The organism is Pedobacter sp. (assembly GCF_965249885.1).
GTDB lineage: Bacteria > Bacteroidota > Bacteroidia > Sphingobacteriales > Sphingobacteriaceae > Pedobacter.
This window is the reverse complement of the sequence record NZ_OZ252254.1, coordinates 1,452,243-1,475,839: the sequence shown is the minus strand read 5'-3', so window position 1 is coordinate 1,475,839 and position 23,597 is coordinate 1,452,243. Positions and strand designations below refer to the sequence as shown.

Genomic DNA, 23,597 nt, shown 5'->3' with positions numbered 1-23,597 from the left:
GCACTTATGTTGAGATCTATTTTGATGGCTGTGCTCATGCTGGGAGCATTAGTACAGGTACGTGCACAAGAACTGGGCTCGAATGTAGTTCAAAATCCTACTATCGGTGATGCAGTAAGTTCTTTTTTCAATACACCCAAGGCGCTTTCCAAAGGACAGGTATCCAAAAGTTACCCTTTGTTTACCAAGAACATGAATGCCTTTACCTATAATCTTTCCTTTGATTATGACGGTGGCAATGGTTTAAAAATCTACAATCCAGGAAGTATCATAGGCAAGGGCTGGAAAATGGATGTGGGTGGCATGATTGTGCGAGAAAAAAGGGGTAGAGCAGATGAAGACCATTTTAATTACGGTGGCTATAGAGATCCAGAGACTGGTAATTTGATCAATAATCATGATTACACGGGCTCATTGTTCTTGAAGTCGACACAAGAATTTCAGTTGCCTGATAATCAAGTTTATCTATTTGATATAAACGGAAATGACACACTCTCTAATATATACTTTAATTATATTGACAATGCAAAAGACGTCTTCAGTTTCAATTATATGGGAAGATCCGGGAAATTCGTATTGTTTAATCAAGATGGTGTCATTAAGGCTCAGACTTTCCCAACTTTAAATATTAAAATTAATGTTTATTTTGATTATGAACTGAATAAAGACACGCTGGCATTTTCTGGAAAGCAAACACCTACCATTGGGGCTTTTACAATCACGGATGAATATGCAAACACCTATTTTTTTGAAAAGGCAGATATTACCTACGAAAGTTTGAGTGATGGGCAGACTGTAAAAGACAATCCTGAAATAGATGCTTGGCAGTTGAAAATGATCATTCCGCAGTATCCGGTAGTAGGTGAAGAGCGTAAATTTAGAAATGCCATTGTTTTCGATTATTATAAAATTAATCTAAAGGAAGTTATACCTTCTCTTGGGACTGGAATGAAATACCCTGTGATTACAAAATTACCTCAACGTTATAATTATTTTGTAGAGTATTACGGTGAACGAGATTTTTCTGCCAGTACAATCATATCCACTCCTAAATCTATCACATTTCCGGATAGTACTTTCATCAAGTTTAATTATGAGTATGAGTTTACCTCAGGTAAAAACCAAGGTCAGCAAATTGGATTGTTAAAGGATGTGGAGATCTTTAAAAATCACAACATTTTAACCAAAAGGTACGATTTTAAGTATTATTCTCCTAAGTTGAACAATGGTAATCTTAAATATGAGTCGCTAGTTTATAATCAGAATAGCTACATCAGTCCTCGTCAATTTTATAAATGGTACCTAAAGTCCTTTGATGATAACGGAAAACAAGTAAATGGTTTTGAATATTATCATGATAATATTGCTAACGAAGAAATAATGATTGCTGATCCCAATAAGGTAATGAAATCAGCAGACCATTTTGGCTATCCAAATGGTGATATGAACAACTTCCCGACGACGCTTTCCAACTTACCGTTAGATAATAGATTACCCAACTCAACTTTTACACATATGGGTATGTTAAAAAAGGTTAATTATAGAAATGGTGGCTATGAACATTTTATTTATGAACCGAATCAACGAGATAGTTTGGGGTCAACGATGACCATAGGGGGGATAAGAATAAAAAGGCATAGTATTATAGATCCTACTAATTCAATGAACAATAAAGTAATTGAATATAGTTATAAGAATACGAGCGACACTACGAAGTCTTCAGGTTTTTTTGGAAACACTCCTAAATTAGTGAAATACTTTCATAATTACCAATCTGCTTATCCGGCACCCATCAATACCGACTATTATATTGTAAATGGTCTAGGTCATAACTCAATTAGTGCTAATTTGATTGGATATAATGCGGTTAAGGAAAAACAATTCCAATTCAATGGAAGTGGTTATGAATTGTACAAAAGCATACAGTACACTTACACTGGAGTAGACGACATACATAATGATTTTAAGCCTACGCATTATGATTATCCGGTTGATATTTATATGGATATGCCTCTTTGGGTTGTAGGCCATGTGAAAAATATAATAGAATATAATAAATATAATAAGATTATAAGGGAGCAGATCAAAGAATATGAAATTTCACAATTTCTAGATTCCAGATCATTAAAAGTGGATGTTTATGGACTAAGCCATGCTTGGATCCCTTATGAAGGCGTGTATAATATTTCTAAAAAATATATTGTACAAAACTTCTATACCGCAAAAGGATATGTGAATTTAATTAGTAATACGATAAGAGAATACGATTTAAATAGTCCAGTAACGAAATATACTTCTAAAAGCGAACTTTACGAATATAATGTTTATAATCAGTTATATGCTAAAATTATTTGCGAGAATGATTGCATGGGTATGGGAAGTTACAAAAGTACATATTACTATTACTACTTAGACGATTATAATCTACCGACCTTAATAGAAAAACATAAGTATTTTAAAGAAGGGACGAATAATAATTATACTAGGAGACTTTTAGAGGCTAAGGCGTATGAATATGTTAAAAGTCCTTTGGTGCTCTCACATACCGACTATAATTATTTATCCGAAGATGCTACCTTGCCGCTTAGTCGTTTCCGCTTATCTAAAATTTATAATTCCAAGCTAACCGGACCTATGATGGAGAGTATTCCTGCTTATAACAAAACACTTAATGTGCAACCGGGCAGAGGCTTGGAGCTGGTAGGAGAAAAAAATATCAATAGCTATGGTAATTTGTCGACGGAGGTTGACGAGTTTGGGGTGAAGACACATTACCTCTATGATAAATATCAACAGCTTATCGCAACTTTTAATAATGGTGAATATGATCAGTTCAAGTATTTTTCATTTGAGGAGAATGAACGGAATACTGATTTTGATGAAACTGGTTACGATGGGAATGATATGTTCAATAATACACATCTCAATCTTCAGGGTAGCAATGTCATTACCAATTCAGATGCTATTAGTGGAAAAAATGTTGTCGGCAATGACTTTCGTATTTATATGCCAGTAGGTAGATATCATATCAAAGTTTGGGCTAAGGGAAATGGAAGTTTAATTGTATATAACGGAAACTCCGCAAATTTGGATCCTAGCTGGCAAGAAGGTGAAATCCCCTCTAACTTAAGTGCAGATTGGAAATTGTATGATTTTGAGGTAGAAATAACCTCGACATTTAATAGTATTATGTTCCTGCTTTCTAATGCACGAGTTGACAACCTAATGATCTTTCCTGAAAATGGCAGCATTACGGCCACAGCCTATCTTTACAATACCTCATCATTATCGGACTATTTCCTACGTACCTACAATACGGCCCCCAATGGTATGATCAGCATCAACGATTTTGATCAGGAGGGAAGGCCTATCGGTACACGCGACTATAAGAAAAATATCAGGGAAAGCAAAGTGTACGTAGGGCCCCAATAATAGCATTAATTAACCTCAACAAATAGTCATGAAAATTTTCTTCAGTTCACTGTTGCTGTTATGCGTCATCTCGCTGGCGGTGCGGGGCCAACAATATACCAATGGGCAGCCGCTTACAGGACAAAATATAGCGGATGCCTATTATCACGAGCAGGAAATAGTGCTCAAACCCAATTTTAGCGCCATAGCGGGCTTTTCGGCGTTGATCAAGCCCTTGCCCAATAATTATATGCTAGAGCTTAGCCGCCCCTCTGTCATCAGCCAGCGGGTTAGGAGACCAAACATTACGAATCTAGCCACTGTAAACGCCTCCTCATCGCCCACTGTAACTAGGACCTACGATTTCCAGGATGCCTTTGGGCGTACGATGCAGACCGTGGTAAAAGATTATCACACCTTGGGTAGCGATCTGGTACATCCCTATACCTTTGAGATGAGTGCCAGTAAGCAAAAAAGTTACCTTCCCTATACCGCCGCCTATAACGGCGATAGCTACAGGGTTGATGCCATAAGGGGCGATGGGGGCTATGATAACAGTGGACAACGGCAATACTATCTTAACCCTCCTGAGGGCGTGGCCACTGCGGGCAGTAACGGCAAAGCATTTGCCGAAATAAGGACAGAAGATTTCGGGGGCAGACCCTTGGAACAGGCCGCTGCTGGCGTGCACCATTTATTGGGCAGTGGCCATACGGTCACCAATACCTATACCTTTAACAGTGGCGAACTGCGAAAATGGGAAATGGCCACAACGGGCTTATCTACACCCGGCTATTATGATCCCAACATCAACGGTATCCGCAAGACAGTGACCACAGATGGCGATGGCCAGGTTAGTATGGTCTATAATGATTTGGAGGGCAGGTTATTGGCCAGTGTAAAGATGCTCAACGGCAATGCACTCACTACTTATTATGTCTATGATGTCTTTGATCGTTTGGCATATGTGGTCCCACCGTTGCCTGTCGAACTGGGCACGCCCAGCGCCATTGCCGATACAGACGAAGTATTTAAGAACTTTGTATATGCCTACAAGTATGACAAGCATGGAAGGGTAATCGAAAAGCATGTGCCGGCACAGGGATGGAGCAGTGTGGTGTATAACAAGCGTAACCAGATGGTGCTGACACAGAGCGCTGTACAACAAGTACAGCAAAAATGGTCCTTTGTGAAGTATGATGGGGCTGGTAGGCCTGCATATAGCGGTATTTACAGTACTACGGCTGATCGGGAAACGCTGCAGACCTTGGCTAATACGTATAGCGGAGCCTTATATGAGAGTGCCACGCCTGCTATGGGAATGGGCTATAGCAACACTAGCTTTCCCATTATAAATAGTACAACAGGTTCAGAAACCTATGCCTATAACTATTATGACAGTTATGGGGTACTCGCCAATGTCAATATCAATCAGCAGACCAACAGCAGTATATTTAAGCTGCCGACGGCAGACACGCTATTGAAAGCACCTGCTGGGTTAGTTACAGTAAGCCTCAAAAAGGTGGTGGGCACGACAGATTACCTGATGAGTGTAATGTATTATGATCAGGAAAGCAGGTTGGTGCAGTTGACCGCACAAAATTATTATGCCAATAAAAAACACATTAACAACTATGATCTGGCAAACACTGTGTTCAATTTTGAAGGTACAGTACATCAAACTACGAGCATACAATCTGTAGATGCGGCTACACCGCTATTGACCAAGTTAGAGACTTTTAACCAATATGATCATCAGGATAGGCTATTGGAGGTTTCGCAACGTATTAATAACGGTAGTACTATGGTTATAGAACGTTACAGCTACAATGCATTGGGCCAATTGGCTAGGAAGAAGGTGCATTCTACAGACGGCGAACATTTTTTGCAAAATTTCAACTATCGATATGATATCGGAGGCCAGTTAATCATGCTGAATAATCCTAAAAATCTTATCGATGAGGACGATGCGAGCAAGACTGACGTGTTTGCCTTTAAACTGTACCGAGAAGACGTAGGCACTACAGGGTCCACACCAAGATATAATGGTAACATTGCCGCGGTGAGCTGGCAGACCAAAGTGCCCTCGCTGCTTACTGGCACCATTACGCAGGACGAAAAGACCTTTGCCTACACTTACGACCAATTGGGGAGGTTGATCGATGCTCAATACAAGACCGCTACGATAAGTAATTCCTTTAGGGAACAATTGAATTATGATGTATTGGGGAATATCACCTCGTTGATCCGAAAGGACAAGCAGGGAGGCATACTTAACCAGTTAAACTATAATTACGGAAGTACCATCCGCAAGCAGCAACTGGCCGATGTATCCGATGTAGGAAGCGAAGCCTACACCAGCAGCTATACCTACGATGCCACGGGCAGGTTAAAAAGTGATACTTATACACAAGCTACCAATATCGCTTATAACGACTTGGATAGGATAAGTGCGGTTAGCCTTTCTGGCTCGCACCAGATTTCCTATCTTTACGATGCGGCTGGCAATAAGCTGTATAGAGAGGCCAGTGGTACAAGTGGGGTTGACAAACAATATTATGTAAACGGCAGCGAATACGATACCAATGGCAACTTATTGTTTATTCGAACGTTCTTTGGCAGGTTGGTGCCCAATGGCAGTGGAAGTTTTACGTATGAATATTTTATTAGAGACCACTTAGGTAATATAAGGAGCATTTATGCCGATAGGAATGGTAATCTTCAGGTAGATGCAAATGAAATTAGCGATGTAACAGACTATTATCCTTTTGGCAAGCCGTTAAACTATGGCTTTAGCTATGCGGCCACTCCATTGAACAGCTATGGCTTTGGGGAAAAGGAACAGCAGCCTTGGACAGCGTATCTGGACTTTGCCAATAGACAGTATGACGCCAACATTGGTAGATGGTTGAGTGTTGATCCATTGGCGGAACTGTTCTTCAATTGGGGGGGGTATAATTATGTTCTGGGTGATCCGATCAATATGGTCGACAATGACGGAAGGTACGCCGTTTCAGTACACTATAGTATAACATACAAAACACTTTTATCCCTAGGTTATTCTAAAAAAGAAGCAGATCTATTTGCTCATTATTCTAGCACATATGCTGATCACCCTCCTGCTAAGGCAATTTTTTTTGATTCCACACTTCATCCGCTAGAGACCAACGACCATAATTATAGAAAAGGGATTGACTATAGTAAAACTGCAGAATCTCAATTGGAGAAAAATAGCCGTTGGCATTCTATGATGAGCGATGCCGAAGCTGAGGCTGGGATGACGGAGAGACAAGCGTTATTTAGAGGGTTGAAGTTCGGCTGGGACAATGTTTTTGCTTCTAAGGGAAGTAATTTGGAAAAATATGGGCAAGGGATACATGCCTTACAAGATGCAGTTGCACATAGAGGAGCTAGAACAAATCATCATCTTGGAGTAAATACCGTCTCTGTTGCAATGTTTTACAACGATTTATATGGATCGACCAAGGATGCAGAAGCTTTAACAAGATCAGCAGCCGTAGTTGCTGGACTGATGGCAGGTAGAAACGTGAAGTTCGAAAAAGACGAAATTATGAACTTCCAAGGGATGTCGGGAGACCAGCTAGAAAGTGCGATAAAGTTATTGTTAAACAAAGGTTATACTGGAACAATTTATTTTGAACAACAATGAGAAGTTATGTTAAAACTTTACTGTTTTTTATGTTTTTTGTAGTTGCGTTTATTATGTTGATAGCTCATGCATCAGGACATCATATACCACTTAGAACAAATTTAACATATGGAGGGATTTTATTTGTTTTAACTCTTATTTACCTTTATGTAGAATTCTCACGGCGAAATTCGGATTAATTATTAAATATAAACTATTTTCTGCCTAACCGTTCTTTGTTAGGCTTGTGCCCAATGGCAGGGGGCTTTACGTATGAGTATTTGATCAAAGAGGTATCTATTCCGATAGGAATGGCAACCAAGAGGTAGATGCAGATGAGACCAGCGATGTAACGGATTACTATCCTTTTGGAAGGTCGCTAACTATAGGGGCTAATTATGCCACTATGCGTTTGAACTCTACAATGGAAATGAAGGTTTAAATGAATTACTTGGACTTTTTGGTATGTGAGATAACGGTGAAAAGGATAAAAGAATTATTAAAAGAGAGTGTTGGATAGCCGGCGATTTGGAAAGTTTGATACTTATCTGAGGTTCTGGTAGAGCTGCGTTCAATTATTTTTCAGAATGGGAATTGTTGGAGAGGTGCCGGATATACTGCCTTGACTATTAGTGATGTCTTTTTAGTAAAGACTGCGGTAATCGCAGTTGTAAGAGAACAATCAACATGCACTTAAACAGGTTGTTAAAGATCCTGATTTACGGCTATGGAGGCTTTTTTAGCAAATACTAGTAAAAAAAAGATACCAGCTTTAATGAGAGGAAAGGAAAGAGGGCGATCGAGCATTTAGCTCTGGTAGAAATTTTGAAGAGAAAGTAAATATTACATTAAATGAGTTAAAACATTAAATCGTATGTGTAAGAACAAGCAAAAATGGGTAAGCTTACGTACAGTAGAGTTAATTCAAGAAAAAAAATACATGAATGTATTTCATATTGCAAATTAATTACGAGATTCAGATAGTCTTATTAGCAAAAATCATTTATACTAATTTTAAATGCCAATCCTACGTAAATTGATCATGTAAACTGAAAATATGGTCATGAAGAATTGCCAACTTTGTCAAATAAATAGGTAATTGCTCTTTGAATATTTAGCTTTTAACCCACAGTTGGCAATATCCCAACTGTAGGTTGTTAATGATTAATCTTTGCTTATTTTATTTCCCAATTTGGTGCAAGTCTTGTGTTTGGGTTTGATGGTTATATGACTTGGGTAATGTATTAGATTTGCCGATGGCATGTAAAAGCTGTTCTTAATAATAAAAAAAACAATTTTTATAACATTATATGACAAAATTGAAAGGGCATATTGCTAAGCTCTTTGAAATGGAGTTGGTTTAGCATCAAATTATTTTAAGATTTTTCCATTTTAACGTTTTTCAGTTTGAGAAAGTTTCCTTGATCATTTTGATTTTAAATAGTAATCCATAATTTTAAGTAATAAACTAAACCAACTAAATTATGGATTATTCTTCTCAGTATTCTTCAGAAAGTGTAGGCATTTTGGCCGCCGGAGTTTTCGGCACTATCATTTTCATTTCTCTTATTTTCACTTTGCCTATTGTTGTAGGTATGTGGAAAACCTTCCAGAAAGCTGGCAAACCAGGGTGGGCGTGTTTGATTCCCATTTATAACACTTACGTTATGATCGAAATTGTTGGAAAGCCAAGCATCTGGTTGCTATGGTGTCTGCTTCCTTGCATAAACTTTATTTTTTACATATGGTTAACTAACCTAATCAGTAAAAGCTTTGGTAAAGATGAGGGTTTCACTGTTGGTCTATTGTTATTAGGATTTATATTCTGGCCTATTTTGGGTTTCGGAAGCGCAAAATATTTAGGCCCTTCGGCTGCTGAAGCGCAGCAGGGGCGTTTTGGCGGTGGCTTTAACAATCCGAACGATCCTTTTAATCAACCTCCGGCAAATCAATTTTAATTATTGCACGTGCTAAATATTTATAAAATATCCGCTTTGCTATTTACAGGCAGGGCGGATATTTTTTTGCTGCCCTGCCCGTTTAAGTACGCATTTGGTATAGATTGCCCTGGCTGCGGTTTTCAGCGATCTGTTGTTGCATTGTTGGAAGGTGGCTTTTATAAGAGCTTGCAGTTATATCCGCCCACAATTCCTTTTTTATTGAGCGTATTGTTAGGAGCTGGTGCTTGGGTGTTAAAGTTGGATACCAATGCAAAATGGTTAAAAGCAATGTACTTTTTCACTGGTTTTGTAATGTTAGGGAATTATCTTTACAAAATCGTTTTTCATCAGTTACACTAAAATATGGCACAACAAATTTCCTATCTAGCACTTGGCGATTCTTACACCATTGGAGAAGCCGTTGAGCAATCGGCATCGTTCCCTTACCAGTTGGCGGCGCTACTTAGAGAAAAAGGGTTTGAAATTGAGGAACCAAAAGTAATTGCCAAAACCGGGTGGACTACGGATGAACTAAAACAGGCAATAAAACAGGAGCGAATTACCGAAACATATGGTTTAGTTACACTGCTCATCGGCGTAAATAATCAGTACCGTGGCTACTCACCGGAAGCATACAAGCAAGAATTTAATGAATTGTTGAAAATGGCTGTAGGATTTGCGGGAGGTACAAAACAAAACGTATACGTAGTCTCCATACCAGATTGGGGCGTCACGGAGTTTGCCAAACAAAGCGGCAGGAATTTGCAAACCATAAGTGAGGAAATCGATGTTTTCAACGAAATCAATAAACAAGTTACCACTGCAAATGAAGTTACTTATGTTGATATCACAATAGCGTCCAGAGCGGCCGTAAATGACAACTCACTTATCGCCAACGACGGCTTGCATCCATCTGGTAAAATGTATCAGCATTGGGCGAAGGAACTTGTAGTTGCAATTACACGGCCCTCGAGGTAATTTGGATGTAATCCGAAGAAACTGTCTTTAAAAACTGCATTTCGTTCATCCCCTCTGGAATAGAAATACCCAAAAATTCCGAAACTTTAGCAGCCATGGAATAAATTAGTTCGGTGTTGTAGGTGCGGTAATAGGTTCTAATCACTTCGTGTACCAGCTCAATATCCCTATCGGCTAGCAAATGTACGCTAGAGAATTGTGGTACATAATCTTCGTTGGTTGGGTGAAAAGCAATATGCTCAATTTTTGTTGCTGGCTGCGTTTTGATCACTGTGGTGCCTGCTACAACATCTCCAATACGTTGTTTTTTCTCGGAAACCGCTACGCACAAAAAGCCTAATAAGTTGGCGGACAAAGTAAAGTCAATTATTCTGAAAATCCATCTAATAAAATATTGGCCTGTACTGGCTTGAGAACCATCAATGCTAACAACTTTAATCTTCATTAATTTTTTGCCTACACTTTGGCCGTTGAAAAGCACCTCACATACAAGGTCATAAAAAGCATAGCAAGCTAAATAAATGATAATGGCAACAATGATCGCTTTTTCACCGAGACCACTAAATGAACCAGCAATGCCGCCAAAAACAACGACAAGATATAATGCTACGAAAATAGCAAGATCAATAAGGTATGCAGCAACTCTTTCGCCTAACCCTGCTACAGGATAATCAATAGCTACGTGTTGGCTCGTATTAATTTGTACGGTCTCCATACTCAAATATAAAAATTATGCTTTCAGTATGGTGGTTTAACACAATAATTTTAAACTTCTATTTTGTTTAGCGAAGCAATTACGTTTGTGCAGACATTTTACTAAAATCCTGATGCCCTGACGGGGCGCTAGATTTTTAAGTTGTAATGCTTTTTTTGCAGGTTGATTTTTTTATTTTATTTTAACGGCAAATATGCAAACTGTCTGATGAAAGAAGCGCTCTTCGTTAAACAAAATTCAGAAAAATGGAAAAGCTACGAGGGTTTAAAAACAGACAATCCCGATGAGCTTGCACAGCGTTTCGTTGATATCACCAACGACTTAGCCTATGCTAAAACTTTCTATCCAAAGTCTAAAACAACTGCTTATTTGAATGGCTTAGCGGCTACCCTGCATCAATCCATCTATAAAAATAAAAAAGAAGAAGCTGGTCGCATTGCTAGGTATTGGAAGTATGAACTGCCTATGTTGTTCTATAAGTACCGCAGACAAATTCTTTATTCATTTATCTTTTTTGTCTTAGCGATGTGCATCGGCATCCTTTCTGCAAAGTACGACGAAAGATTTGTGCGATTGATACTAGGCAATCAGTATGTGAACATGACCAACGACAACATTGCTAAGGGTGACCCTTTTGGCGTATATAAGCAAGAAAATGAAGTTTTAATGTTCATTTATATTGCCGCAAATAATACTTGGGTTTCTTTTGTGATGTACGTTAGCGGCGTGTTTTTTTCCATAGGGCCGGTTTATCATTTGCTGCGAAACGGCATTATGTTAGGTGCGTTTGAGTACTATTTTTTCAGCAAAGGCCTAGGCTTACAATCTGTTTTGGTAATTTGGATACACGGCACTTTAGAAATTTTGTCGATCGTAGTAGCCGGTGGGGCTGGCCTAGTATTGGGGCATGGTTTGCTATTTCCTAAAACATACACCCGCTTACAAGCTTTTAAAAGAAGTGCCAAAGATGCCACAAAAATTGCGATTGGCATTATCCCAATTATTTTACTGGCAGCTTTTTTTGAGTCTTTTATAACACGTCACACCGAAATGCCAATTTGGCTTAGCATATTTATTTTGGCAGCTTCACTAATTTTTATGGTATGGTATATTGTAATTTATCCGTACTTGCTCCATAAAAGAACCACAGAAAATTTAAGTTAACGCATTGCTATATGAATGAGAAAATTGAATTTAGGCAAATCAGAGAGTTTGATGGCATGATATCTGGAACGTTATTGTTTATCAAGCAAAACTTCAAGCCGTTACTTAAATCTGTAATGTACTTATGCGGTTTTTTTATGTTGGCTGGCATCATCTCTACCGTATTTACTGATGTCCAAATCAATGGTTTGTCTCAAAATTTTGAAGACGGCGATTACAACGAAAACGTATCATCATGGAGTACCCTTCATATGATGAGATTGATCCTAAGAGGTGTTTTTATGGTGTTAAATTACACTGCCCTTTACACCTGCGTACTTAGTTTCGTAGCGCTTTATGTGGAAAAGGGTAATGTAGCACCTACCGTGGATGAAGTTTGGAGTTACTTTAAGTATTATTTCTTCAGGATGATGTGGGGTGGGATAGCCATATCTGTTTTATGGGTAATATGTTTCGTATGCTGCTTTATCCCAGGGATATACGTTACCCCTGCCTTGTTTGTTTTTTACGGCGTGGTTGTGTTGGAGAATCAGGATTTCTCTACTGCATTTAGTAGGGCGTTTGCCTTGGTTAAAAATAATTGGTGGATTACTTTCGCTACGATTTTTGTAATGCTTATAATCACTACATTATTTACTAGTATAACACTTATTCCTTCGTATATCATCATTTTGGGCAGCTACTTCTCACAGGGAGGGGAAGCTATGCAGCAGGGGTTTCAAATATTTATAGCTGTATCTCAACACTTGAGTCAAATATTTTTGATTATCCCTTTGGTAACTACCGCCTTCATTTACTATAATTTGGTAGAGCGAAAAGAAAGTTTTGGTTTAATGAACCGCATTTCTGAATTCGGGAAAGGCTCAAATCAAGTAGCGCAAGCTGATGAAGAATATTAGTAAGCGTTTTTCAGTACTTCTGGTGTTAGGAGCTTTTTTGCTGCTTAATTCAACTTTGTTGGCACAAAAACCCAAGTTAAACGTATTCAAAAAAGTAGCTAAGGATACCATTGCCTTGCGTTTAGATAGCAGTAAAACTAAAGTAAGGCAGTTTGATGGTAAGGCAATTGAGCGATATAAGGAACAAAAGGAGTTTCAGTATGGCGAACCTGATGCACAGCAACTAAATTGGTGGGAACGATTTTGGAAAAACTTTTGGGATTGGATTGATCGGTTTTTTGGGAGTGATGAAATGCCGAAAAAATCGAAAGCTTGGCCTGCTGTGATTAAGTACACGGTAATTGCCATTGTAGTGTTAGCAGTTATCTTCATCATTTTTAAGCTAGTTGGGGTAGATTGGAAAATTTTCTCGAGAAAGTCAAAAGAAGTAGATGTGCCCTACGATGAAAGCTTGGAAAACATACATGAAATTAGTTTCGAAGATGAGCTTTTGGTTGCTAAACAAAACCAAAACTACAGATTGGCGGTGCGCTTGCTCTACCTACGCACATTAAAATTGCTTAGCGATAAGAGCTTGATTGAATGGGAGGTAAATAAAACTAATGCAATTTATGTGAGAGAGTTTAAGCAAAATGGAGGAAATGATGTTTTTGCAAGTTTAACTTACCAATTTGAATATGTTTGGTATGGCGACTTTAGAATCGATAAGTCCGTTTTTGAGATGATTCAAGCTTCTTTTGAACAATTTAAAGATCAGATCAAATGAGCGGACTAAGAAAATATCTAATTTTTGGAGCCATTTTGTTGGGCTTGTATTTTGTTGCACAATACACAAAACCAAAACCAATTAATTGGGATAAAACTTTATTGCCGGAAGATAAAATTCCTTTTGGAACTTATGTTCTTCGTCAACAAATTGCTGATGTTTTCCCGAAATCTGAACAGATTGTGGCTAGGGGTGATGTTTTATCTACCTTAAATACTGTTCCTGAAACATCATCAACTTATATCATCATTGCTCCAAGCGTACGCCTGAGCGCTGCAGAGCTTAAAGCGATGAAAAAGTACATTCAGGCTGGCAATAATGTGCTAATTGCTGCTTTTGAAATGACAGATGCCGTTGAAGATTCACTTAAGGTTAGTTTGGCGGGGTCATTTAGGTTCAGTAAGAAGAAATACCCAATCAATTTTACTTCGCCTTATTTAAAAAGAGAGCTAGATTACTATTTTGAAAAGGGAATTTCTGCCAATTATTTTACAAGTATTGATACTGCAAAAGCAGTTGTGTTAGGTAGGAAATATGAGGAGGTCCCTAACTTGGTTCAATATCGATTTGGCAAAGGTAGTTTATTGTTGTGTGCCAATCCTCAACTTTTTACCAATTACAGTTTGCTCAACGAAAATGGCGCTGACTATGCAGCAAAAGTACTGTCGTATTTGCCGCAATCCAAAGCGCTAATTTGGGATGAACATTTCTCCCGTCCAGTGGTGAATAGTGAGTCGCATTTTAGAGTGCTTTTCAGTTATGAGCAGTTGCGGTGGGCTTATTATTTAGCGTTAGTAGGGCTCATCATCTTTGTATTGTACGAGATGAAACGCCGGCAGCGAATTATCCCAATTATCGATCCTTTAAAAAATACTTCAGTGGAATTTGCCAAAGTAGTTGGAAGGGTCTACTATCAGCAACGAAATCACAATGACATCATCGATAAAAAGATCAATTATTTTTTAGCCTACCTAAGAAATAAGTACAGGTTGAAAACTACCACTTTAGATGAGGAATTTACAACAAGCTTAATTAAAATCACAAATATAGATGAAGCATTGATCCGGCAAATCGTTGCATTTATAAATACTTTCCAAAAGCAGGATAAAAAAACTAAAACTAACGACAATTACTTAATACAATTTAATAAACTAATAGAACAATTTTATAAGCTGGATAGGTAGTAAGATTTCTCGTCATTGCGAGGCACGAAGCAATCTCCAGCGTATGATATAAAACAAAAACATGGAACAAGAACAAGAAATGTTTAACCAGCGCACTGATTTAAGTGAACTAAGCCAAGCCGTTGAGCAAATTAGGACGCAGTTGGGAAAAATTATAGTGGGTCAAACGGCAACTATCGATTTACTGATAGCAGGTTTATTAGCTAACGGACATCTTTTATTGGAAGGTGTACCGGGTGTTGCTAAAACCCTGAGCGCAAAATTGGTGGCCAGAAGTATTTCGGCGACATTTTCGAGGATCCAGTTTACACCCGATTTGATGCCTTCAGATGTGTTAGGTACTGCTGTTTTCAGTCCAAAAACTGCGGAGTTTCAATTTAGGCAAGGGCCAATTTTTGGCAACATCATTTTGGTAGATGAGATTAACCGTGCACCAGCTAAAACACAATCTGCCTTATTTGAAGCCATGGAGGAACGCCAGGTAACTGTAGATGGCAACACCTACAAAATGGAAGAACCTTTTATGGTTTTGGCTACACAAAATCCAATTGAACAGGAGGGAACTTATCGCTTACCAGAAGCACAGCTGGATCGTTTCTTGTTTAAAATTGAAATTCAATATCCATCCCTTGAAGAAGAAATTGAAATTTTAACACAGCAGCACCAAACTGATACATTACACCAGCTTGAAGATATCAAGCCTGTACTTAATGTAGCGCAAATTAGTGCATTAAGAGCTACAATTAAGGCACTACATGTGGAGGCTAAGTTGTTGGCCTATGCCGCACAAATTGTTAATGAAACGAGACAGAATAAAGCTTTGTATTTGGGGGCGTCGCCAAGGGCATCTTTGGCAATTATTAACAGTGCAAAGGCTATTGCTGCTATGTCGGGCAGGGATTTTGTAACACCAGATGATATTGTAAAGGTAGCTACACCAGTATTGGCCCATAGGGTAATGCTTAGTCCTGAAAAAGAGATGGAAGGGCTTACCACGGGAGATATCATTGCTCAAATAATTAAAAAGATCGAGGTGCCTAGGTAAGCTCTTTCGTCATTGCTAGGCACTAAGCAATCTTACAAAGTTATAGCCGCTTTAGGATTACTGCGTGCCTCGTAACGACGGCAAAATGAAAACAATGAAAAAACTATTTAAACAGTTCTACACCAATCTGTTTTTAGAGAACAGGCTTTTTATAGCGTTGGGCATTTGCTCAGCGTCGTTTCTTTTTGCCTTCTTTTTGCCCATCTTGGGCGATGTGCCTTATATCGCCTTTGGTGTTGTAGTAACTTTGCTGCTTATCGATATTTACCTGTTGCACGCCGCTAAAAAGACTGTTTTTTTGAGGAGAGATGTGCCTGAAAGATTAAGTAATGGAGATGATAACGAACTTAAGATCTACCTTGAAAATTTTTACCCGTTTCCAATATCAATAGGTATTATTGATGAAATTCCATTTCAATTTCAAAAAAGAGATTTGTGGTTCAATACCAGCTTAAAACCTAAAGAGCAAAAAATTATCAGTTACCTTTTGCGGCCAACTAAACGAGGCGAATATGAATTCGGTTTAACCCGACTGTTTGTTAAATCTCCACTAGGCTTGGTGAGCAGACGGTTTAATGTAGAAGGAACTGGAATGGTTCCAGTTTATCCATCTTTTCTAAAGCTACGAGAATATGAGTTAATGGCCATCTCCAACCGATTGGTTGATGTAGGTATTAAAAAAGTGAGAAGGGTTGGCAATAGCATGGAATTTGACCAAGTAAAAAACTATGTTGCTGGTGATGATATTAGAACCATCAATTGGAAGGCAACCGCACGCAAAGCGGATTTTATGGTTAACTCCTACATTGAAGAGCGGTCGCAACATATTTATTGCGTAATCGATAAATCGAGAGCGATGAAAATGCCTTTTGAAGAGATGAGTTTGTTGGATTATGCCATTAATGCCAGTTTGATTTTATCAAGTGTAGCGTTATTAAGGCAAGATAAAGCGGGATTAATCACTATCGCTGAAAAAACAAAAAATGTAGTGCTTGCTGATCGAAGGCCGATGCAGCTGAATAAAATCATGGAGGTGCTCTACAAAGAGAAAACCCGTTATCTGGAAACAGATATGGAAGCACTTTTTGTGAGTTTACGCTCCGTATTGAAGCAACGAAGTTTAGTGGTGTTTTTCACTAATTTCGAGAGTATGTCTGCTTTGGAAAGGCAGCTTCCCTACCTTAAGCGTATCGCCAAATATCACCTGCTTTTAGTGGTGTTTTTTGAAAATACAACATTACGTAGTTTAAGCGATGATGATGCAAAGGATGTGGAAGGCATTTACATTAAAACCATCGCCGAGAAATTTGCTTACGAAAAACGTTTAATGGTTAAGGAGTTGACTAAACATGGGATTTTGAGTTTGCTTACTGCTCCGCAAAACCTTACTGTTAACGTGGTAAATAGATATTTAGCAATTAAAGCAAAGCAGCAGATATAAACATTCCTAATTGATAGGTAGCTTAAAATGTCGAGAATGCTAAGAGTTACAAGAGAGTGGTTCTTGTCCGATGTTTTTTTAATCGCCTTGTTATGTCGAGGTTACGAGACATCTATTGTTGAACAAAATAGCTCCTTCGCCTCGCTAAATGCGCCGAATAATAAGCACACACTACCATTCCTAACCGCTATTCTCTCCCTTTGGGAGAGATGCCCAACGGGCAGAGAGGGCAATATGCCTAACCACCTCTAAAAACCGATAAGAAATTAAATCAGCTCCAACATTTCCACTGCTTCATCAATATTAGTGATGTTATCAAACGAAATACGCAAGCTATCCTTTACTTCTTTCAAATTACATAAACGAGGATGCAATTGAGCAAAAGCCAGTACCCTGTTAAACGTTTCCGAATCAAAAAACTTCGATTGCTTATCGCTTACAAAGTAGCCTCTCAAGATATTTTTCTTGTAACTAACTTTCTCGAAACCTAGTTTTTTGGCTATCCACTGTAAACGTACTACCTTAAGCATAGCCAAAACCTGTTTAGGTACGGGGCCAAACCTATCTTTCATGCGTTGCTCGAAAGCTTGAATTTGCAGCTCGGTTTCCAGCTTAGAAATTTCTGTATAAAGGTTGTATCGCTCGGTGATATTGGTAACGTAGCTATCAGGAATGTGCATTTCAACATCAGTATCCACCTGCGTAAAACTCACGTAAGGCCGCTCAGGTTGATCTTTAAATAAATCTTTAAATTCATCGTCCTTCAATTCCTGTATAGCCTCGTCCAAAATTTTGTTATACATTTCGAAGCCAATTTCTGCTATAAAACCACTTTGCTCGCCTCCTAGCAAGTTACCGCTACCACGTATATCTAAATCTCGCATAGCGATATTAAATCCGCTTCCCAGATCAGAAAATTCTTCGATGGCACTCAAGCGTTTACGAGCCTCATCAGTTAGGGTAGAGAGCGGCAAGCTTAATAAATAGCAGAAGGCTTTTTTATTCGAACGTCCAACACGACCACGCATTTGGTGCAAATCGCTCAAGCCAAACATATGTGCGTGATTAATGATAATGGTATTGGCATTAGGTACATCCAAGCCGGTTTCGATGATGGTTGTAGCAACCAAAACATCAGTTTCGCCATTAATAAAATCCAGCATGACATCCTCCAAGGCATCACCTTCTAGCTGTCCATGAGCAATGCCGACGCGTGCTTTAGGCACCAACGTTTGTATCAAGCCTGCCAATTGCTTCAAATCCTGCACCCTATTGTGTACAAAGAAAACCTGTCCGCCTCGGTCTAGTTCAAATTGTATTGCTTCTTTCAGCAATTTATCATTAAACACATGTAGTTCGGTAGTTACGGGTTGCCTATTAGGCGGTGGCGTATTGATGATTGATAAATCTCTAGCGCCCATCAAAGAGAAATGCAGTGTACGCGGAATTGGCGTGGCAGTTAGAGTCAACGTATCTACACTCACTCGTAAAGCACGCAATTTTTCCTTTGCCGCTACACCAAATTTTTGTTCCTCATCAATCACCATCAACCCCAAATCCTTAAACTTCACATCTTTACTTAACAGCCGGTGGGTACCAATAATGATGTCAATTTTTCCCTGTGCCAGCTTTTCTAGGCTTTCCTTAATTTGCCTGCTAGTTTTAAAACGGTTGATGTAGTCTACAGTACAAGGAAAATCCTTTAAACGAGAAGAAAAAGTTTTGAAATGCTGCAACGCCAAAATAGTAGTTGGTACCAATACTGCCACTTGTTTGCCATTGGCTACGGCTTTAAAAGCGACACGTAAGGCCACCTCAGTTTTACCAAATCCAACATCGCCACAAACCAAACGATCCATTGGATGGGGTGCTTCCATGTCACGTTTTACATCTGTTGTTGCCTTCATTTGATCCGGTGTGTCTTCGTAAATAAACGAAGCTTCCAATTCGGTATCCAAATAACTGTCTGGTGCATACGCGGTGCCTACTTGTGCCTTACGCATGGCATAAAGCTTAATCAAGTCCCGGGCTATGTCCTTTACTTTTTTTTTAGTGTTTTTTTTTAGTTTGTCCCAAGCTTCCGTTCCAAGCTTGTTCATTTTTGGCGGCGTGCCATCTTTGCCACTATATTTCGCAATGCGATTTAGCGAATTGATGTTTACGTACAGCAAATCATTATCGGCATAAATTAGCCTAATCATTTCCTGCATTTTGCCATTGGTTTCCACTTTTTCCAGACCAGCATATTTACCGATGCCGTGGTCAATGTGGGTTACAAAGTCGCCGGGTTTCAAATCCCTAAGCTCCTTTAAAGTGATGGCTTGGCTTCGCTGATAACCTTTTTTGAGTTGATATTTGTAGAAACGATCGAAAATTTGATGGTCTGTATAAAACGCTACTTTCTGCGTAAAATCCACGAAACCCTCACGTAATGGAATGTGGATAGGGATGAACTTTACCGTTTTATCAATATCATCTAAAATAGCATATAAACGTTCAATTTGTTTGGTAGAGTTACTGAATATAAAGTTGTTGACACCTTGTTTCTCATTCTCCTTGAAATTATGGATCAACAAATTGAAATCTTTATTAAATGATGGCTGGGGTTTCGTATCGAACTCGAAAACATGATCTGTTTGGTAGAAAAACTGTTTTCCAAATTCCACCATTGTAAAATCGTGAAATAAGTCGGATAACATTTTCTCATCAGTAAATGCGAATTTCGGATCAAGCCAATTTGGGTTTTGCTGCTTTTCAGCTGCTGATAATGCCTTCCAAAGCTCCGTGGCTTTTTTGTATCCGCTTTTTACCACATCAAGTGCAAACGCCACATCTTTAAACCACAGTTGCGTATCGTTTTCAATATAATCTAGCAAGCTGATGTTGTTCTCAGTTAAAAATTTAGCTTGAACATTAGGAACGATGGTAAGATGCTTAACGTCATCTACCGAAAGTTGGCTTTCAATTTCAAAAGTACGTATGCTTTCTACAGTATCACCAAAAAACTCAATGCGGTAGGGCAAATCGTGTGAAAAAGAGAAGATATCTACAATACCGCCCCTAATGGAAAATTGGCCAGGTTCGTAAACAAAATCCGAGCGTTCAAAATCATATTCGAATAAGAATTCGTTGATAAAATCGATACCCAAGCTAGCGCCAACAGTAATTTCCAAGGTATTTTTCTCCAACACGCTGCGGTCAATTACTTTTTCCGCTAAAGCTTCAGGGTAGGTAACCACTATCTTCCCGTATTCCGACTGATGGTTAAGCTCATTGAGCACTTCTGCTCTAGCCAGCACATTTGAAGTATCAATTTGTGTAAACTCGAAAGGTTTACGAAATGAAGAAGGAAACAATAGAATTTCCTTACCTAGTATGCTTTCCAAATCGGAAGAGAAATAGGCTGCCTCTTCACGGTTAGGCAATACAAAAAGCTGGGGTTTGTGCTGTAAAAAATAGGTGGTAAGCGCAATAACGGCATCGGATGAACCCACCAATCCCTTGATTTGAGTTTTGCTTTTGCTAATATTTAGCGATTTTGCAATGGCCAAAACTCGTTGGTCGGTCTTAAATCTATTAATTAAATCTCTAACGTTCACTATTCAAAGATACAGTTATTAGTTGGAAGTCTGATGTGCGAAAGATTTTTCAATTGAAAGCACCTTTCTATCGGATAGATTGCTATGATAATTCGTTCTAACACTATCAAACGCCTTTAGCATTACTTGTGAAACGTTAAACCTAATGCAAATTCTTCAGTAAGTACTTTTTTTTCGTGTTAGTGTTTTTACCTATTTCTGTAAGTAGTAGTACTTGATTTTAAGGTGTTTAGCCAACGATTTTTTCGGCCAAATGTTACCTGCTTAACTAGAACGACTCCTTATGCAGCGCTTAAATATATTTCTTGATGTAATACAGGCATTGGCACCGTAATGCCCAAATCATCTGCAAAGTTAGCGCTATCACTTTTCCTATGAACCCAATTAACATTTTCAAACCTAAAATTTTACTACTATGCAACATTTAAAACTAGAACAGCTTTTTAAAGGCTCAAACAGCAAACTCTTTGTTGTTACCTTGTTATGTTTCGCTTTTTTATTTTCCACTAGGCTCAACGCACAAAGCTATACGTCCAACTTTACCGATCCTACTGGCAATTTTTCAGCTACCTCACCTTCGGGAGCAAGTTGTGTAGCGCCAACATTAAATGATGCTGCTAACGTAGCAGACGCAGATCTGAACAACTATTTGTTGATATCTGGTTTAATCAATGCGCCGCTTACTTGTACTGATGCATTATATACCATTCGTGCTAAACTTAATTTCCCAAATGGCACCACTTTCGCTCCTGTTGGCTACGCAGCTGGTTTCAGGGTACAGTTTTCCTCAGTGCTTTCCTTATCGCTATTGCAAAGTAACATCACCTTGCGTACCTATTTAGCGGGTGTCCCTCGCGAAACAGTTAATGGGGCAACTATCCTTAATTTATCTTTATTGTCTGGCGGTGACATTGTGCCCTTGTATTTTAATGCTACCCAAACCTTCGATGAGGTGGAGTTAATTATTAATAGTGCGGTGTTGCCACTTAACGTTGGTGTTGATTACCGTGTGTATAGTGCCTTTGGATCTATTGATGTTTTACCAGTTAGCTTCGGCAATGTGAATGCGAAAATACAATCAGGCAACCTTAGTGTAGACTGGAACACGCAAAGTGAAGATAATAATGACAAGTTTATTGTACAGGCATCAAGCAATGGCAAAACTTGGACAGATTTAGGCACAGTGGTTAGTAAGGCTCCAAATGGTAAATCAAGTGTTGATTTGAAATATAACTTTACAATGCCTTGGACAGGCACTTTAATGGCTGGCTTTGGGTTATTGGGACTATTATTAGTGCCGACATTCAAGAATCGTTGGTTAAAAGGATTAATGGTGCTAGTTGCTGTATTAATGATTGCCTCATGTGCTAAAGAAAGAGATGGTTTTGGTGATTTACAAAACGATACTAGCGGGAATAACCCAGTATACGTTCGTGTAGCGCAGATTGATAAAGACGGGAAAGCAAGCTACAGTCAGGCGGTAGTAGCTAAGCGCTAATTTGATAACAAAAAAAGGTAGCCACAATAATGAGGCTACCTTTTTCTAAATTGTGAGTATGAATCTATCTAGACACCTTTAAGAAAGATTTTTTTTGTCCAGCTTGCTCTACAAAATAAACGCCATCTTTAAATAAACTTACATCGATGCTGTTTGTCCCAGCTTTCAAATTCTTAGAGAAAACAGACTTGCCTTCTATGTTATAGATGGTTACCAATTCATTCTTCTCCGAGTTGATAAATACTACCTCCTTAGCCGGAGATGGATATACGTTAATACTGCCTAATGATTCTCTTTTCAAACTTACCAGGATGTCGCCATGGGTAAAAGTGCCATCGTTATCACTTATTTTTAGTCTATAAATATTATCACCATTTAATGTCGAACGATCTGTAAAGCTATAGTTGTTACTTCCTGAAGTACCTTTAGCTGTTACTTTACCTACAGTTTGGTAATCTTTGCCATCGGTGCTTCTTTCTATCAAAAAGTTGTCGGCATTTATTTCGCTTTGCGTTTGCCAGCTTAAAACATTGTTTACGTTTAGTTTTTTACCAGTGAAGCTTACGAGTGTTAACGGTAATACAACAGTAGAAAAAGTTGTAGTGGACCCCGAGACTGTGACATTGAAAGGACCATTAACCGTTGTGGATGAAAACGAATAAGAAGAGTTGGCATTAGTCTTATTGTAGATAATGGTTTCGATATTTGACGTGAGCTTTGCACCGGTAAATACCTTAAAGGTAGATTTAGGATTAAGATAAATTTGTCCGTATTGTGATTCATCTCTAAATTCTCCGCCAGATAAAATTTCAATAGCAACGGGGTTAATTAGTACAGGTTCAGTACCTTGTAAGATAAGCTTTCCAGTAACCCTGATTGTACCTGCATTATTCCAATTGTTAAACATATTTCCATTTATACCTACGTTGTGTGTAACAGTGATTCCCGCTGGAATAATAGCGATATCGGTGGCTTGTGGGACACTTCCGCCCCACGTAGCGGCAGTTGACCAATTACCGTCGGTTATAGCAGTTAAAGTTGCTGCAAACATTTTCGTGCTGCAAGAAAGAAGTAAAAGAAGTAAAATTTTTTTCATAAAATTTATTAACGATATAAAATTGCCGTAAAGCTAGCTATTTAAAACTTATATGTTTGATGTTAAATTATCTACATCAGGATTTTCCGTAGTCTGCAATTGTAACAGGCATTATCTCGGTAGAAAATTTGAATAAAGAAATAAACTAATCATGGCAAACTTCCTTTTGGTCGGTTTTTATTTCCCGTTGGTCGAAAACGCCTTTAAAACTA

Annotated in this window: 15 protein-coding genes; 12 read left to right on the top strand and 3 right to left on the bottom strand. The window is 38.6% G+C overall.

Annotation, left to right across the window (positions count from 1 at the left end; all coding sequences use genetic code 11):
• Positions 1-6: 6 nt before the first annotated feature.
• From ACY2A0_RS06230 to ACY2A0_RS06210, 5 genes are all read left to right on the top strand, one after another.
• Positions 7-3,432: a hypothetical protein gene (locus tag ACY2A0_RS06230; RefSeq protein WP_461788705.1), complete on the top strand. Its 3,426-nt coding sequence runs from the start codon at positions 7-9 to the stop codon at positions 3,430-3,432.
• A gap of 28 nt (positions 3,433-3,460) precedes the next feature.
• Positions 3,461-7,081, top strand: a complete 3,621-nt coding sequence (locus ACY2A0_RS06225) for an RHS repeat domain-containing protein (RefSeq protein ID WP_461788704.1) — start codon at positions 3,461-3,463, stop codon at positions 7,079-7,081.
• A gap of 1,463 nt (positions 7,082-8,544) precedes the next feature.
• Entirely contained in the window at positions 8,545-9,018 is a 474-nt protein-coding gene (locus tag ACY2A0_RS06220; RefSeq protein ID WP_461788703.1) for a DUF5684 domain-containing protein, read from the top strand.
• 9 nt (positions 9,019-9,027) lie between these two features.
• Positions 9,028-9,360 carry a DUF2752 domain-containing protein gene (locus ACY2A0_RS06215; protein WP_461788702.1) on the top strand — a complete coding sequence of 111 codons (333 nt, stop codon included), beginning with the start codon at positions 9,028-9,030 and terminating at the stop codon, positions 9,358-9,360.
• A 3-nt stretch (positions 9,361-9,363) separates the two neighbouring features.
• Positions 9,364-9,978: an SGNH/GDSL hydrolase family protein gene (locus ACY2A0_RS06210; protein WP_461788701.1), complete on the top strand. Its 615-nt coding sequence runs from the start codon at positions 9,364-9,366 to the stop codon at positions 9,976-9,978.
• Here the strand turns inward: ACY2A0_RS06210 and ACY2A0_RS06205 are convergent.
• Complete coding sequence (locus ACY2A0_RS06205) at positions 9,959-10,693, bottom strand: RDD family protein (protein ID WP_461788700.1); 735 nt, start codon at positions 10,691-10,693, stop codon at positions 9,959-9,961. The genes ACY2A0_RS06210 and ACY2A0_RS06205 overlap by 20 nt on opposite strands.
• A 207-nt stretch (positions 10,694-10,900) precedes the next feature.
• Between ACY2A0_RS06205 and ACY2A0_RS06200 the strand changes: the two genes are divergently transcribed.
• From ACY2A0_RS06200 to ACY2A0_RS06175, 6 genes are all read left to right on the top strand, one after another.
• Complete coding sequence (locus tag ACY2A0_RS06200; RefSeq protein WP_461788699.1) at positions 10,901-11,857, top strand: stage II sporulation protein M; 957 nt, start codon at positions 10,901-10,903, stop codon at positions 11,855-11,857.
• Positions 11,858-11,868: 11 nt separating this feature from the next.
• The gene (locus tag ACY2A0_RS06195) at positions 11,869-12,756 is read left to right on the top strand and encodes a hypothetical protein (protein ID WP_461788698.1); all 888 of its coding nucleotides are present in this window, start codon (positions 11,869-11,871) and stop codon (positions 12,754-12,756) included.
• Positions 12,743-13,522 carry a hypothetical protein gene (locus tag ACY2A0_RS06190; protein ID WP_461788697.1) on the top strand — a complete coding sequence of 260 codons (780 nt, stop codon included), beginning with the start codon at positions 12,743-12,745 and terminating at the stop codon, positions 13,520-13,522. The genes ACY2A0_RS06195 and ACY2A0_RS06190 overlap by 14 nt, the downstream gene beginning before the upstream one ends.
• Entirely contained in the window at positions 13,519-14,706 is a 1,188-nt protein-coding gene (locus tag ACY2A0_RS06185) for a DUF4350 domain-containing protein (RefSeq protein WP_461788696.1), read from the top strand. The genes ACY2A0_RS06190 and ACY2A0_RS06185 overlap by 4 nt, the downstream gene beginning before the upstream one ends.
• Before the next feature lie 61 nt (positions 14,707-14,767).
• On the top strand, positions 14,768-15,751 hold the full coding sequence (locus ACY2A0_RS06180) for an AAA family ATPase (protein WP_461788695.1): 984 nt from the start codon (positions 14,768-14,770) through the stop codon (positions 15,749-15,751).
• Between the two features lie 94 nt (positions 15,752-15,845).
• A complete protein-coding gene (locus ACY2A0_RS06175) occupies positions 15,846-17,192 on the top strand; it encodes a DUF58 domain-containing protein (RefSeq protein WP_461788694.1) in 1,347 nt (448 codons plus the stop codon).
• A gap of 266 nt (positions 17,193-17,458) precedes the next feature.
• Here the strand turns inward: ACY2A0_RS06175 and mfd are convergent, their stop codons facing one another.
• On the bottom strand, positions 17,459-20,791 hold the full coding sequence (mfd, locus tag ACY2A0_RS06170; RefSeq protein ID WP_461791291.1) for a transcription-repair coupling factor: 3,333 nt from the start codon (positions 20,789-20,791) through the stop codon (positions 17,459-17,461).
• A gap of 415 nt (positions 20,792-21,206) precedes the next feature.
• On the opposite strand from mfd, the gene ACY2A0_RS06165 reads away from it, so the two are divergent.
• Complete coding sequence (locus ACY2A0_RS06165; RefSeq protein WP_461788692.1) at positions 21,207-22,289, top strand: hypothetical protein; 1,083 nt, start codon at positions 21,207-21,209, stop codon at positions 22,287-22,289.
• A gap of 64 nt (positions 22,290-22,353) precedes the next feature.
• Here ACY2A0_RS06165 and ACY2A0_RS06160 read toward each other — a convergent pair whose 3' ends face one another.
• Positions 22,354-23,385, bottom strand: a complete 1,032-nt coding sequence (locus ACY2A0_RS06160) for a T9SS type A sorting domain-containing protein (RefSeq protein WP_461788691.1) — start codon at positions 23,383-23,385, stop codon at positions 22,354-22,356.
• Between the last annotated feature and the right edge of the window lie 212 nt (positions 23,386-23,597).